At 56.9% G+C, this 13,870-nt stretch carries 14 protein-coding genes; 11 read left to right on the top strand and 3 right to left on the bottom strand.

Translation table 11 applies throughout. The annotated features are described in order from the left end of the window. Window positions 1–260 precede the first annotated feature (260 nt). Genes OLX72_RS07055 through OLX72_RS07065 form a run of 3 tightly spaced genes read left to right on the top strand, consistent with a single transcriptional unit; the run spans window position 261 to window position 3,587 of the window. Window positions 261–1,124, top strand: coding sequence for an ExeA family protein (locus OLX72_RS07055; RefSeq protein WP_114871848.1), 864 nt, complete (start codon window positions 261–263; stop codon window positions 1,122–1,124). Further along, complete coding sequence (locus OLX72_RS07060; protein ID WP_433990123.1) at window positions 1,121–2,671, top strand: GumC family protein; 1,551 nt, start codon at window positions 1,121–1,123, stop codon at window positions 2,669–2,671. The genes OLX72_RS07055 and OLX72_RS07060 overlap by 4 nt, the downstream gene beginning before the upstream one ends. A gap of 19 nt (window positions 2,672–2,690) precedes the next feature. Further along, a complete protein-coding gene (locus OLX72_RS07065; protein ID WP_433990124.1) occupies window positions 2,691–3,587 on the top strand; it encodes a CpsD/CapB family tyrosine-protein kinase in 897 nt (298 codons plus the stop codon). A gap of 110 nt (window positions 3,588–3,697) precedes the next feature. Here OLX72_RS07065 and OLX72_RS07070 read toward each other — a convergent pair whose 3' ends face one another. Beyond that, window positions 3,698–3,919, bottom strand: a complete 222-nt coding sequence (locus OLX72_RS07070) for a hypothetical protein (RefSeq protein WP_114871845.1) — start codon at window positions 3,917–3,919, stop codon at window positions 3,698–3,700. Between the two features lie 225 nt (window positions 3,920–4,144). On the opposite strand from OLX72_RS07070, the gene OLX72_RS07075 reads away from it, so the two are divergent. From OLX72_RS07075 to OLX72_RS07085, 3 genes are read left to right on the top strand one after another with little or no spacing between them, the layout of a single operon-like run. Continuing rightward, window positions 4,145–4,873, top strand: coding sequence for a polysaccharide biosynthesis/export family protein (locus OLX72_RS07075; protein WP_433990125.1), 729 nt, complete (start codon window positions 4,145–4,147; stop codon window positions 4,871–4,873). A 27-nt stretch (window positions 4,874–4,900) separates the two neighbouring features. Further along, window positions 4,901–6,286, top strand: a complete 1,386-nt coding sequence (locus tag OLX72_RS07080) for a hypothetical protein (RefSeq protein WP_433990126.1) — start codon at window positions 4,901–4,903, stop codon at window positions 6,284–6,286. A 36-nt stretch (window positions 6,287–6,322) separates the two neighbouring features. Then, complete coding sequence (locus OLX72_RS07085) at window positions 6,323–6,985, top strand: rhomboid family intramembrane serine protease (RefSeq protein WP_114871842.1); 663 nt, start codon at window positions 6,323–6,325, stop codon at window positions 6,983–6,985. A gap of 140 nt (window positions 6,986–7,125) precedes the next feature. Here the strand turns inward: OLX72_RS07085 and OLX72_RS07090 are convergent, their stop codons facing one another. Together OLX72_RS07090 and OLX72_RS07095 are read right to left on the bottom strand one after the other, a co-directional pair. After that, window positions 7,126–7,404 (bottom strand): helix-turn-helix domain-containing protein, encoded by a 279-nt coding sequence (locus OLX72_RS07090; protein ID WP_433990127.1) that lies wholly within the window; start codon window positions 7,402–7,404, stop codon window positions 7,126–7,128. A 42-nt stretch (window positions 7,405–7,446) separates the two neighbouring features. Next, on the bottom strand, window positions 7,447–7,809 hold the full coding sequence (locus OLX72_RS07095; protein WP_433990128.1) for a Crp/Fnr family transcriptional regulator: 363 nt from the start codon (window positions 7,807–7,809) through the stop codon (window positions 7,447–7,449). Window positions 7,810–7,942: 133 nt separating this feature from the next. On the opposite strand from OLX72_RS07095, the gene OLX72_RS07100 reads away from it, so the two are divergent. The 5 genes from OLX72_RS07100 to OLX72_RS07120 are packed head-to-tail and all read left to right on the top strand — an operon-like array spanning window position 7,943 to window position 13,865. Then, on the top strand, window positions 7,943–8,629 hold the full coding sequence (locus OLX72_RS07100) for a DUF3604 domain-containing protein (protein ID WP_433990129.1): 687 nt from the start codon (window positions 7,943–7,945) through the stop codon (window positions 8,627–8,629). Window positions 8,630–8,639: 10 nt separating this feature from the next. Further along, a complete protein-coding gene (locus OLX72_RS07105; protein ID WP_114871839.1) occupies window positions 8,640–10,238 on the top strand; it encodes an arylsulfatase in 1,599 nt (532 codons plus the stop codon). A gap of 35 nt (window positions 10,239–10,273) precedes the next feature. After that, on the top strand, window positions 10,274–12,046 hold the full coding sequence (locus tag OLX72_RS07110) for a DUF3604 domain-containing protein (protein ID WP_433990130.1): 1,773 nt from the start codon (window positions 10,274–10,276) through the stop codon (window positions 12,044–12,046). Window positions 12,047–12,055: 9 nt separating this feature from the next. Next, window positions 12,056–12,826: a hypothetical protein gene (locus tag OLX72_RS07115; protein WP_433990131.1), complete on the top strand. Its 771-nt coding sequence runs from the start codon at window positions 12,056–12,058 to the stop codon at window positions 12,824–12,826. A 49-nt stretch (window positions 12,827–12,875) separates the two neighbouring features. Next, on the top strand, window positions 12,876–13,865 hold the full coding sequence (locus OLX72_RS07120; protein ID WP_433990132.1) for a SphA family protein: 990 nt from the start codon (window positions 12,876–12,878) through the stop codon (window positions 13,863–13,865). Window positions 13,866–13,870: the final 5 nt, after the last annotated feature.

Genomic DNA, 13,870 nt, shown 5'->3' on the forward strand with positions numbered 1-13,870 from the left:
CTGAAGATCACAGGCGAATAGTGCGCAGGCTTCGTGAATCACAAGCGAGCCTGAAGTTTTCCAGACGCGATGAAGGTGACCGCGCGAAAGACTTTATTTTACGGACCGTGCGCACGTCGGTTAAGGCACGGCACACGGGCCCTCAACTTTCGTCAAAAGATGACTACATAAATGATCAATCCGACACGATCGAAACAGGGTATGCAGGACTTTTAGTCAATTCGATAGAACCCGCACTCAAATCGGGATACACCCGCGCCATGGACAGTACGCTTGACATCTATACGGACCACTTCGGGCTCAAAAAGCGCCCGTTTTCCTTGGTTCCTGATCCCAATTATCTGTATTGGTCCGCGTCGCACAGACGCGCGTATACCATGCTGGAATATGGAATTCTGACAAGTGCGCCGATCACCCTTATCACAGGCGAGGTGGGCGCGGGCAAAACCACGCTTTTGCAGCATCTTCTGAAGAATCTGGATGACGGTGTCAAAGTCGGCCTGGTGTCCAACGCACACGGTTCACGTGGCGAACTGCTGCAATGGGTGCTGATGTCGCTTGATCAGCCGGCACCGCAGGAAGCAAGTTATGTTTCGCTGTTCGATTCCTTTCAGAAATACCTGATCAAGGAATACGCAGAGGGAAACCGTGTCATTCTGATTTTTGACGAAGCCCAGAACCTAAGCCGCGAATCTCTGGAAGAGTTGAGAATGTTCACCAACATCAACTCGAACAGCGATGTACTGCTTCAGCTGGTTCTGGTCGGACAACCTGAATTGCGCGATATCGTACGCCGTCCGGACTTGCGGCAATTCGCACAGCGCGTCGCAGCGAGTTTTCACCTTGATGCCATGGACGCGACAACGGTCAATGCCTATATCGGGCACAGGCTGCGGCTGTCGGGTGCGGAGCGTAACCTTTTCAGTGAGGTTGCCAGTAATCTGATCTACGAGGCGACCGGTGGTGTGCCAAGGCTTGTGAACCAGTTGTGTGATTTGTCGATGGTGTATGCGTTTACCAAGAACCAGAAAACAGTAACGCTGGCGACTGTTCGTCAAGTTCTGGATGACGGTGCGTTCTTTGGTGCAGGTGCCTTTGGGCACGGAGAAGAAACAACCCAATGATTGCCGATATCAAATTCTACCTGTCCTTGTTCTTGCGACGGTTTCATTACTTCCTTCTGGTGGCAATGGCGGTATCTGCCGTTGGCATAACAATGGCGTATACGCTGCCTTCTGTGTACGAAGCCGAAGCGCGCCTGCTGGTTGAATCCCCGCAAATTCCGGGCGATCTGGCGGAATCGACGGTCCGGGCCGAATCCTCTGAACTTCTTCAGATTATCCGACAGCGTATTCTGACGCGAAACAACCTGATTGATATGTCGCGCAGATATCAGGTGCACAAGGCGGGGCCCGACATGAACCCCGACGCCATTGTTCGGGATATGAACAAACGGATCAAAGTCAGCTTGCCCAATTCGCGAGACGCCGCATCATTCGTGAATGTGTCGTTCGCGGCCCCGGATGCCAGAACATCGGCGGCCGTAACCAACGATCTGGTGACTCAGATATTGCAAGAAAACGTCGCGTTGCGCACAGCTGTCACCAGCCAGACCCTTGATTTCTTCAGGCAGGAAGTTGCGCGGCTTGATGATGAACTGGCGCAGCAGGGCGCGAAGATGCTTGATTTCAAGCTGCGCAACAAAGACGCGCTGCCCGATAGCATGGACTACCGTCGCACCAGGCAGGCGTCGCTGCAGGAAAGATTGCTACAGATTGAACGGGATCTGACCGGGTTAAGAGACCGGCGCGAACGGCTTGTTGAATTGTATGAAAGAACCGGAACAATTGATCTGACGGGCCAGACGCTTACGCCGGAACAACGCAGATTGCAGACACTACAATCCGAACTTGCATCGGCTATGGTCATCTATTCGGATCAGAATCCGCGCGTAAAGACATTGAAGGCGCAAATTGAAGCGTTGGAAAAAGCGCTGGCAACCCAACTCCAGCCGAATGAAAACAATGGTCAGGAATTATCGGTTTACGATCTGCAACTTGCAGATCTGGACAGCCAGACCGAATTTCTGGAGCAGCAAAAGCAGACGATCGAAGGCGAGTTGGAAGAACTTAACAAGTCGATCGAAGCAACCCCGACAAACACGGTCACGCTTGGAACTCTTGAACGTGATTATGAAAACATCAGAATCCAGTATAATCGCGCAACTGCGGATTTAGCCGCTGCACGAACCGGTGACCAGATCGAAGCGCAGTCGCGCGGGCAACGTATCACGGTGATCGAACAAGCGGTTGAACCGCGCGAACCGACAAGTCCGGACCGCCCCAAAATTGCTACGGCATCTGTTGCTGCCGGTATACTTCTGGGCGTTGGTCTGGTCGCACTGATCGAGATGATGAACGGTGCGATCCGTCGCCCCAGCGAAATCAGCACACGGCTGGGAATAACGCCGTTTGCGACCATCCCGTTCATCACAACAAAACGGCAGCGCACACGGCGTAGATTGATCATAGGCAGCCTGCTGGCCCTCGTGGCCATCGGCATACCGCTTAGTCTCTACTTGTTGCATGTCTATTATCTGCCCATGGATTTGTTGGTGGAACGGGTTCTGGAAAAATCCGGCGTTGCCGGTTTAATCGAACGGCTTCGGTAGGGTACGAGTAGGAAAACAGATGGAACGTATTCAAACAGCGATCGACAAGGCACGTAAGGCAAGGGAAGGCCATAGCGATCCCGCGGCCGCGCGCGCCCCTGCGCAGGTGGGAAAGCCAAAGTCCGCATCGCCGGTTGCCGAAGACCGTGAAGCAAAGAAACCCCTTGTCCTGTCTTCGGACATGTCGTTCAAGCAGCGGGATGAAGCCTGGGCTGCTCTCAAGCGGTTCGATCCCAAACAGGTCCATCTTGAACGCAATCGTATCGTTGCATATCAAACCGGTCCCGAGGCCGTTCCTTACGATGTTTTGCGGACCCGGTTGTTGCATCAGATGCGCGCGAACAACTGGCGCAGGGTTGCCGTTACCTCTCCGACAGCAGGCGCTGGCAAGACAATGACATGCGTCAACCTGGCGTTCAGCCTTGCGCGCGCTCCGGATCAGCGGACAATGCTGATCGAGCTGGATTTGCGACGGCCTTCGATGGCTGCGCTGCTTGGTATCGAGGGAAACCAGCAGTTTTCCAAAGCGCTGAGCGGGCAAGACGCACCGGAAGATCACATCCTGCGATATGGCCGCAACCTGGCATTTGCTGTCAACCAGACAACGGCGCGTAACCCTTCTGAGCTGTTGCAGGGTGTAACAACCGGCAAGGTCATAGACGAACTCGAGGAACGGTATCTTCCGGAAATCATGATGTTCGATACGCCACCCTTGTTTGCCAGCGATGACACGATGGCGTTTCTGGATCAGGTGGATTGTGCCCTGCTTATCGGCGAGGCAGAGAAAACTACGATTGAAGAGATCGACAAGTGCGAACAAGAGCTTGCCGCGCGCACAAACGTTCTGGGTGTCATGCTGAACAAGTGCCGGTATCTGGTTAGCCACGAAGGGTATGGCGAACAGCACGGATATTGAGTGTTTGTGCGATAGAAGGCGTCAGCGGTATCGCGCAACGACTTGATCAAACCTGATGGTCGTGACGGGAGAATTGTGAAAACAGCCGTAAATGCGGCCAGTTGTGCGAATCAGCTCTGGCTGCCCTGCATGCCGAATTCGAACTCTTCGTTATTGCCGGATGACGTCACAAGTTTCTCGCGGATTGCGACCCACCCCACAATCGCAAGCAGGGTCGTGGTGCCGGTGGCAACATAGATCAGAATGGCAAGCCAGATCGGCAATCCGTAGAAAAGCGCCGTCGCGGTGGCACCGAAACTTGCAACAACCCCCAGAAAAACGAAACCTAGCATTCTATTTTCTTTCTTTGATTTGCGACACGGTCCAACAAAGCAGTACTCATCTTGGCAGATGGACTGACGTTGGCGCGCAAATGTGGTCTTACTAAGGCACAATTATGACTGCGCGGAATGAAATGAGGATTAAGGCGCCTGTCGGCGAGCGATTGCCGGCTCTGTTGATATTTCATCAATAAAAGGCGTCTGTCATCGGAAACGCTGTTGCATCATCGGCACGGCTTGGCGGTATTTGTATGCGCTATTTGCAATATTTCCGCGTTTTTGCTTTCTGCAAAGCCGTGTTGTGCTTATGCTCGTGCAAAAGGGCCTGTTGCCCGGAACGAGAGAAAGATTAGCATGAAACATATTTTCACGCTCGCTACGGTATTGTTTGTTTTGCCGTTTTTTGTGGCTTCGGCGTCCGCTCAGGACAGTTACCGTGTTAAGTCAGGTGATGTCCTGCAAGTGGAAGTGCTGGAAGATCCCAGCATCAACAGGCAGGTTCTTGTCACGCCGGATGGGCGCATTTCCTTGCCGCTGGCAGGTACGGTTTTGGCGTCCGGACGCAGCGTGGATCAGGTTCAGGCTGAAATCGCGGGAAAACTGGCGCCGAACTTCGCAGCACCGCCGACGGTTTTTGTGTCGGTGAACAGCGTGGCCGCACCGGACCCTGCAACCTATTCCGGAACGTCGACAATTGATGTTTACGTCTTGGGAGAAGTTGCAAACGCGGGCAAGGTTTCGGTTTCCAGCGGGACAAACATTTTGCAGCTTCTTGCCGAAATCGGTGGCTTTTCTGATTTTGCCGCCACCAAGCGGATTCAACTGCGACGCAAAGACAAGTCGGGCACTGAGAAGGTGTACAATATCAACTACCAAGACATACTTGCAGGACAAAGCAGCATCGGTACAACCACGTTGGCATCTGGCGACGTGATTATTGTGCCGCAAAGAAGGCTGTTCGAATAACAAAAAAATCACGAGCGGGGCGCAATCGTGAGTAGAAAGCTGTATTTGGGAACGACGGCCTTGTGCGGGCTGGTTGTAACGTTGATGCCTGCGTTCGCGCAGGAGCTTGAAGGGCTGCAGGCAACGTTTGGTGTCGAACAACGGTTCGAGGCGGGGGATAACCTGTCTCTGGATATCCCGGAATCCGGGTCGTCCGCGTTTTCCACAACGGCGTTTGATCTGAACGTGCTCAGCCAGACAAGAACGCAAAGCCTGCGTTTCAATCTGGGTGCGGCGCTGCGATATGGTGATGTAGAGCAAGGTGTCGATACCGGTTTGGTCGACCCGAACATCGGTTTCAACTATTCAACAACGGGTGCCAACGCGCTTCTTTCATTCGGCGCGAGCTATGCCGAAAGCGACGTTTCTTTTGACAGATCATTGTCCGACTTCGAGGACGAGAACGGCGTCATCGTATTGCCGGAAGATTTCGAGAGTCTGAACGGTACGGGAACGCGCGAAGTTGCCCGTGCCAACGCGCGGATCGAAACCGGATTACAGGACCCGATCGGGTTCGTCCTGTTTGCTGATGCAGCCCAAACGACGTATCGGAATTTGTCTGCTGGTTCCACCCTTGACGATTTTGAACGCTTGGGTGCCGGCGGTAGCGTCCTGTTCCGGTTTTCGTCGGTTACAACGGCGTTTATCGACGCTGAATACAGCCGCTTTACCTCGGACGATACACAACAGACGGACCGACGCACCACATCTGTTAGCGTTGGCGCCGATCATGCGATTTCGGCAACGACCCGCATTGTGGGATCTATCGGTTATTCTGAAACAGACACCGAGGAATTCGGTGTTACGGAAGTGGACGAAGGTGTCATCGGCAGCCTGACCTGGTCTCGGGATTTGTCTTCCGGATCGGTCGAAACCTCTTTCGACGTGACTCAGAATGAAAACGGCCGCCGCGCGACCTTGTTGTTTGCGCGGATGATGCCAATCCCGCTTGGCTCATTGTCTTACAGCATTGGTGTTACGGACAGTGATACCTTTGATGCCAACGTCATAGGCAGCTTGAACTGGCAGCGTAACCTGCCAACGGGCCGCGTGTTTGCACGACTGAACCGGCAGATCTCAAGCAACAGCGAAGATGATGAACGACTGTTCACAACGCTGGCTCTTGGGTACTTGTACGATATCAATTCGGTGTCGAGCATCGGGTTTGATGCAAGTTATGGCGCATCGGAATTTGATAACGCGAATGATGTGAACCGGACGGACCTTTCGATCAGTTATAATCATGCGTTGACGCAGGATTGGACGCTCAGTTCCGGCGTGAGTTACCGTATCCGGGATGAACAGAACGTTGGTGAAGCGGATTCGCAATCCATCTTTGTAACGTTGCGGCGTGAATTTGATCTGTTGCGCTGACGTGCAAAAGCGCGGTGGCCCTGCTTCAATCACTTCATGACGGATCAATCCCCCCTCTCTGAAGGCCGCCCGTGGATGGTGTTCCTTCTGATCGTCCTGTGCGTCCTTCCCGAACTGGTCTTGCAGGGCGCGGACTGGGGACTTTGGGCAAGTACCCGGCTTCGCTCGCTGACCTATCAGAACGGCGCGTTCTGGTCGGGGCTTTTGCAAGGCTGGCGTCCGAACTATGCGGTACAGCCCTACTCCATGTTTGTGACCTACGCGTTTCTGCATGCCGGTTTTGGTCATCTGGTGGTCAACATGATCACCTTGTTTACCCTGGGCGGGTCGATTTCTGCCTCGCTGGGTTCCTGGCGGTTCCTGCTTGTCTATGTTGCCGCCGTTTTGGGAGGCGCGCTTGGCTTCGGTCTGTTCGGAACGACCATCCAGCCGATGGTTGGGGCGTCCGGCGGGTTGTTCGGGCTTGCGGGGGCCTGGATCGTGATTGATGTGTCTGCAACTCTGGCCGAACGGTCGGGCCTCAAGACTTTGGCCTTTGCCATATTGTGGCCGATCACGCTGCTTATTCTGCTGAATGTTGTCATGTACTGGAGCACGGGCGGCCAGCTCGCCTGGGAAACACATCTGGGCGGATTTTTCGCCGGATGTCTTGCAACCTTCCTGCTTGCCCGCCCCAGCACACCTGAGCGTTTGCCATAATCTTGCTCCGGTACCCGAAACAGGGCTCGTGCGCGGCATTTTGCATCGCGTGAAATGGTGAGCCCGTCCGGGTTCGAACCGGAGATCTGCTGGCCAACAGTCAGAGTGCCGAATTATATCATGACGGCAGACCGCTCCATTCAGCATTTCTCAACCAGACTCTGAAGTCGGGGCGCATTGACGATGCCGATCTCTCCATAACTGACATCGATCAGCCCTTGCGAATGCAGACTGCGCAATAGACGCCCGGTCGCGGATAGGGACAGGTTGGCGGCATCAGCCAGATCCGACTGGGTCAGCAGCAACCGATCTATCGGGGCCACGGATGGATGCGATCCGAGGCGCGCCGACAGCCGCAACAGCGTCGCTGCCAGCCGCTTACCTGCATCCCGGATCATAAGGTGGTCGGCCACGGTCATGGCCAGACCCAGGTTGCATGCGGTGCAGAACGCCAGCCACTTCTAGGTTTCGGGATGATCGTGGGCAAGGCGCAGGACCGCCCCGCGATCAATCCGCAGCAGTCGTGCCGCTTCCGAGGTCCTGAGTTCGAACGCGCGCGGCTGGTTGGACAGGAAAGCAAAATCGCCGGTCCACATACCGGGACCCATCAGATGTACAAAGCGCAGCGCTCCGTTTTCACCCGCAAAACTCAAACGCAAGGTGCCGCCGAGACACCCGTATAAACTGTTCGCTTCCTCACCGGCGGAATACACAATCTCGCCGGGCCCAAAGGAAACCTGCTGACCAAGAGCGCAGAACCGGCGCCCTAATTGGACGGGAAGATCCCCCACCCAACCCTTTGAGAGAATTCCGATGGCGGACATGTAGACTCCATTTCCCAAGATTGTGGACGAAAGCGCAATCATTGACGCGAAGCTACCCTAGCTTGACGATACTTGCGATTGGAAACCGATTCGAGCCGGCAGTTTGCCTGGAACCTGCTAAAGGAACACCTTGATGAAAACCGTCTTTGCAGCAGCGGCCGCCGCTTTTTTTGCCATGCCCGTCATGGGGCAGGACCCCCCGCCTGACGGTGCCGTGGACGTGTTGAAAGGGCAGCCTTATTCGCCGAACGCAAACCGCGGCTTTCCAACGCAAGTGCTGTTTGGCGACACGCATGTCCATTCGGCGCTTTCGGCGGATGCCGGTGGCGGCGGCACCACGCTGATGCCACGCGACATGTATCGCTTTGCAAGAGGTGAGCAGGTGACATCGAACACCGGACAACCGGTCAAGCTGCCCCGCCCGTTTGATTTCTACATGCTGACAGAACACACCGACGGCATGGGAGTAATCACAGACATCATGCGCGGCGCGCCCTTCGACCGGGAATACCTCGAAACCCGCGCCCGCTGGGAAAAACTGCTGGAGATCGGCCAGACCAAGGGAGACAGCGAAACACACCCGCTGCTCTCTCCCACCGACGAGTTTGCAGATTACGAGCAGTGGGACTGGGCCAATCTGGACGTGTCCGAGGCCAAGACGCCCGAGATGCTGCCCTTCGAATACGCCCGTTCGATCCTGAAATACGGCCTGCAATTTCAGGCCAACGAGGGGGTCAATCCGTTCAAGCTGGACCCCGAAGTGGTCATGATCACCCAGGAACGCGCCTATACGTCGCCCATCTGGTATACACCGAACTAAGGATGCAAAGATGAACAGACTGATTTCTACCTGTTGCGCACTTTTGCTGGCCAGCGCCACGCTGGCGCAGGAAAAACCCGCCGTTCCGCAACCGGCCTCGACGCTCAGCCGAGCGGTGGCAACGTCAGTCAACCGCCAGCCCGCGATTCCACGCCCCGAGCAGGAGGCCGCGGCGGCGAAAAAACTGGCCGATTTCGAGGCCCGCACCGGGCAGAAACCCAATATCGTGATCTTCATCGTCGACGACATGGGCTATGGCGATCCGGGCGCCTTTGGCGGCGGCGAAATGATCGGAGCGGCGACGCCGAACATGGACGCGCTTGCAGCCGAGGGGCTCAAGCTGACCTCGACCTATTCGCAATACACCTGCACGCCGACCCGTGCTGCCGTCTACACCGGGCGACTGCCGGTGCGCACCGGACTGATCCGCCCGATCCTGGCCGGCGACGACATCAAGCAGAACCCGTGGGAGGGCGAGCTTTCGGTTGCGGGCCTGCTATCGGATGCCGGATATCACACGATGCTGGTAGGCAAGTGGCATATCGGCGAAGGCGAGGGAATGCGCCCGCATGACGTGGGCTTTGACGAATTCTATGGCTTCTACAAGGCGCAGAAGGAATACACCCAGGACGTCTATCAAGGGCGGTTCCCCGATCTCGTCCTTGATCCCGACAAGCTGGCCCGCTATCGCGCGATCGGGTCGAACAACGATCTGATCTACGGGCTTAAGGACGGCACCACCGAAACCGTCGAGACCATCGATAGCATGGAAAAGATGGCCGAAGGCGACCGCAAACTGCGCGACTATACCCTCAAACGGATCGAAGAACTGGCCATGGGCGACAAGCCGTTCTTTATCAGCCACAGCTTTATGAAGGTGCATGCCGACAATTTTCCTTCCGAGGCATTCAAAGGCGCAAGCGCGTCTAAATACCCCTATCGCGACAACATGGTCGAGGTGGACGCCTATATCGGCGACATCGTGGCCAAGCTGGATCAGGTGGGAGAGCTGGAGAATACCATTATCTTTGTCACCTCCGACAATGGCCCGCAAATGGATAGCTGGCCCGACAGCGGATACACCCCGTTCCGTGGCGCCAAGGGCACCACATGGGAGGGCGGCGTCCGGGTGCCGGGCATTGCCTACTGGAACGGGATGATCGAGCCGGGCCGGGTGTCGGACGGGTTGTTCGACCTGATGGACCTGTTCGACACATCGCTGGCGCTGGGGGGCGTGTCTACCGACAGCCTGCCGGATGACAAGTATTATGACGGCATCGACCAAAGCTCGTTCCTGATCGTCGAAAACGGCGAAAGCCGCCGCGAACATGTCTATAACTGGCTTGGCGCGCAACTCGCCGCGATACGGATGCTGGAATACAAGGCGCATCTTCTTGTGTCCCTGCCACAGGAGAAGTTCCTTTATATCGACATGGCGGCCGTCGTACCTACGGGTCTCGCGCCCTGGCTGTTCAATCTTTATGTCGATCCGAAGGAAGAGTACCCGGTCGGCCATCGCATGAACGCCTGGACCGCCTCGCTTGGCGCCGAACTCAAGGCACATGGCGCCACTTTCAAATTGTTTCCGCCGAAGGATCTTGGACTATGAAACTCAAATCTGCATTCAAAGGTGCAACTGCGCTTGTGGCTCTGGCCCTTGCCCCGATCATCACTCAGGCCGAGCCTAACCCGTTGCGTAATGCCTATTTCGGCGAAACCCACCTGCACACGGCCTTCTCGCTGGACGCCTATATCGGTGGCACGCGGCTGATGCCGGCCGACAGCTTGGCCTATGCCCGCGGCGAGTCTGTAACCCTGCCGGACGGCACCACCGCCCAGCACAAACGACCGCTCGACTTCGCCGCCGTGACAGATCACGCGGAATACCTGGGCGAGATGTATTCGACCATGTACGAGGACGCCCCTGGCCATGACAACGCCGATCTCGTCGCGCTGCGCGGGTTGGAAAGCCTCGAGGATAGGCAGGAATGGTTCATCAAGTATGTTGTTTCCTCGAACCGTTCCGCCACGCCACAGCATCCGCCCTTTTTCGCCGGCCCGGCGACGGCCAAATCTGCCTGGCAGGTGATCGTCGATGCCGCCGAAGAGGCCAATGATCCCGGCACCTTCACCGCGCTGATCGGCTTTGAGTGGTCCGCGGCGCCCAACGGGGCAAACCTGCACCGTAATGTGCTGTTCCGCGACAACAACGTGCCCAACAGCGTGCCGAGCTATATCGACATCAACGAAGAGGAAAACCTCTGGAAGTGGATGAAGGGGCAGGAAGCTGAAGGTCGCCGCCTTCTTGCCATCCCCCACAATTCCAATGCGTCCAAGGGGCGGATGTTCCCCGACATCGACAGTTTTGGCGATACAATGGACCTAGATTATGCCCGCACGCGCCAGCATTTCGAACCGCTGATCGAGATGATGCAGGTGAAAGGCAATTCCGAGGTACATCGCAAGTTCTGGGCCGCGGACGAGTTTGCCGGGTTCGAGAACGCGGATTCGATCCAGAAGAACTCAGGCCGTATCTTCCGCCAGCGCGATTTCGTGCGCGGGGGGCTGATCGACGGGCTGGGTTATGAATTCGCACTGGGCGTGAACCCGTTCAAATATGGCTTCATCGGTGGGACCGACAATCATAACGGGATGATGTCGGCCGTGGCCGAAGACAGTTTCATCGGCGCGCATGGACCCGAGGATGGAAGTGTCGAGCGTCGCCGCACAGGCAGCGTGGCCGGCTGGATCGACGGCAAGGATCTGTCCATCGGTTCGCTTGCCGGGGTCTGGGCGATCGAGAACACCCGCGCCGCAATCTGGGACGCGATGAAGCGGCGCGAGACCTTCGCAACCTCGGGGCCCCGCATCAAGATACGGATGTTCGGCGGCGTCGGCCTGTCCGAGCCGACCGATCCGGTGGCAATGGCCAACGAAGGCTATCTGCTTGGTACCCATATGGGGGGCAACCTGCCGCCGCTGGGCGATGCACCCAGCTTCACCGTTCATGCCGAGAAGGACCCGATGGGCGCCAATCTTGACCGCATCCAGATCATCAAGGGCTGGATTGACGAATATGGCGACGCCAACGAGAAGATCATCGATGTTGTCTGGTCAGGCGACCGCGAGATCGACCCGGCCACCGGCAAGCTTCCGGCGGTTGGCAACACGGTGGACCTGAAAACGGCGATGTTCACCAACGAGATAGGCGCGCCGGTGCTGATGGGACGCTGGACGGATGTCGACTATGACCCGCAGGCAACGGCCTTCTATTATGCCCGCGTCCTCGAAATCCCGACACCGCGCTGGTCGACATATGATGCCGTGCGCAACGATCTTTCCCTTCTGGAGGACGTGCCCGCCACAATCCAGGAACGCGCCTGGGGCTCGCCGATCTGGTACTCGCCCGCAAGATAGGACACGACGATGATCCGCTACGCAATCGCCGCAAACCTCGTGCTCCTTGCCTCAACGGCGATGGCGCAGGAAAGTGGGCAATCGCTTGATCAGGCGGCGAGCGATCCGACCGCATCGCTGATGTCTTTCCAGCTTCAGGATTTCTACAGCTACCGGTTTCACAACCTGCCGGGCGAGTCGGCGAACCGGGTGCAGTTCCGTGCTGCGATTCCGTTCACGCTGGCAGGCACCAGCAACATCGCAAGAGTCACGGTGCCCTACATCACTGACAGTCCGGGAGGTGTTGATGGCCTGTCTGACATAACCGTCTTCAACCTCACGACCTTCGATGCGCCCTGGGGGCGATGGGGGGTCGGCGCGGTGGCCTTGTTTCCGACAGGCACCTCGGGGTTGTCGGCCGAAAAGTGGGCGATCGGGCCGGCAGCAGGATTTTCGGCTCAGGCCGGTAAGGTTCTGTGGGGGGCTTTCAACCAGAACCTCCTGACCGTTGCGGGCGACGACACGAGGCCGGATGTGAATCTGTCCACCTTCCAGCCAATCCTTAATATCGGGCTGGGCAACGGCTGGTCGACCGGCCTGTCCGAAATGGTGTTCACCTATGACTGGGATGCCGGAGAATTTACATCCCGGCCGCTGGGCGTCAAACTGTCCAAGCTCACGCGTTTCGGCACCACACCGGTCCAGTTCACCGCCAGCTACGAACATAATTTCTACGACAAGGGCGCGGCGGAATCCGACACGGTGAGTTTCACCGTGAAGCCGCTGCTGCCCAAGTCCTGACACGCGAAATGTGCCACGAGCGCATTCGGGAAACATCGGAAGGAACACCATGTCCAAAGGGATCAAGACCTGCCTTGGCGCCACCGCGATACTGTTAAGCGTTACTTGCGCGGACCGCGCGGCCGCGGTCGAGGGCGGGGTCGGCGCCTATCTACTCGGCTCGCGCGACAGCTTTGCCGGCATCGTGCCGGGGCCTGGGCAGTATTTCGGGATTGATATCATCAATCTGCAAGGCAACGTGCAAGGCCTGTCGGTTGGTGGCCTGCCGATCCGGGCGGATACAGAGCTGAACCTCAATTTGCTCAAGCTCAGCTACACGCATGTTTTCGACTCTGTGCTCTGGGGCGGAACCCCGGCCGTCAACCTCAACATTCCGTTCCTTGACGCCAGCCTGTCCTATGTCGCGATCACCCCGCCTCTGGCGGGATCATCGATCAAGGACACGACCTCGGGGATAGGTGACATCACCGTCACGCCGATGGTCGGATGGCACCGGCAGAAGTTTCATTACAGTGTCGGCATGTCGGTCTTCGTACCGACCGGGAACTACGACCTTGCAACAGTCGACATCTCGTCCGGAACCATTGATGCATTAAGCAACGGCAAGAACGTCTGGTCGTTCCAGCCGGTCATTTCAAGCACGTATTTCGATCCTGGCACCGGGTTCGAAGTGTCCGGTGCGGCCAGCGTCCTGTTCAGCACCCGCAACAAGGCGACCGACTATCAGACTGCCCCGGCGTTCATGTTAGAGGCTGCAGCACTCCAGCATTTCAAGTCCGGTTGGGCGGTCGGGTTGACGGGCTATACCTATCAGCAACTCGAAGACGACAGCGGCAGCGGCGCGGCAGCAACCCGCGCAGCGCTGGGGGCGCAAAGTCTCAAGGCGCGGGTCAGCGGGCTGGGGCCGATTGTAACCTTCAGCGGGGGAAAGGTGTTCGGCAAATCCACGAATTTCAAACTGAAGTATACCCATGAATTTGACGCCAAAAGACGCTTTGAAAGCGATACGCTTTGGTTCAATATGACGATGACATTCTGATATCG

The organism is Sulfitobacter sp. TBRI5 (assembly GCF_051013555.1).
In the GTDB taxonomy this organism is placed as follows: Bacteria; Pseudomonadota; Alphaproteobacteria; order Rhodobacterales; family Rhodobacteraceae; genus JL08.

Bases quoted from the DNA above. Each gene is read 5' to 3' on its own strand.
- OLX72_RS07055 (WP_114871848.1), top strand. From the start codon at position 261: ATGGACAGTACGCTTGACATCTATACGGACCACTTCGGGCTCAAAAAG.
- OLX72_RS07060 (WP_433990123.1), top strand. From the start codon at position 1,121: ATGATTGCCGATATCAAATTCTACCTGTCCTTGTTCTTGCGACGGTTT.
- OLX72_RS07065 (WP_433990124.1), top strand. From the start codon at position 2,691: ATGGAACGTATTCAAACAGCGATCGACAAGGCACGTAAGGCAAGGGAA.
- OLX72_RS07070 (WP_114871845.1), bottom strand. From the start codon at position 3,919: ATGCTAGGTTTCGTTTTTCTGGGGGTTGTTGCAAGTTTCGGTGCCACC.
- OLX72_RS07085 (WP_114871842.1), top strand. From the start codon at position 6,323: ATGACGGATCAATCCCCCCTCTCTGAAGGCCGCCCGTGGATGGTGTTC.
- OLX72_RS07090 (WP_433990127.1), bottom strand. From the start codon at position 7,404: ATGACCGTGGCCGACCACCTTATGATCCGGGATGCAGGTAAGCGGCTG.
- OLX72_RS07095 (WP_433990128.1), bottom strand. From the start codon at position 7,809: ATGTCCGCCATCGGAATTCTCTCAAAGGGTTGGGTGGGGGATCTTCCC.
- OLX72_RS07100 (WP_433990129.1), top strand. From the start codon at position 7,943: ATGAAAACCGTCTTTGCAGCAGCGGCCGCCGCTTTTTTTGCCATGCCC.
- OLX72_RS07105 (WP_114871839.1), top strand. From the start codon at position 8,640: ATGAACAGACTGATTTCTACCTGTTGCGCACTTTTGCTGGCCAGCGCC.
- OLX72_RS07115 (WP_433990131.1), top strand. From the start codon at position 12,056: ATGATCCGCTACGCAATCGCCGCAAACCTCGTGCTCCTTGCCTCAACG.
- OLX72_RS07120 (WP_433990132.1), top strand. From the start codon at position 12,876: ATGTCCAAAGGGATCAAGACCTGCCTTGGCGCCACCGCGATACTGTTA.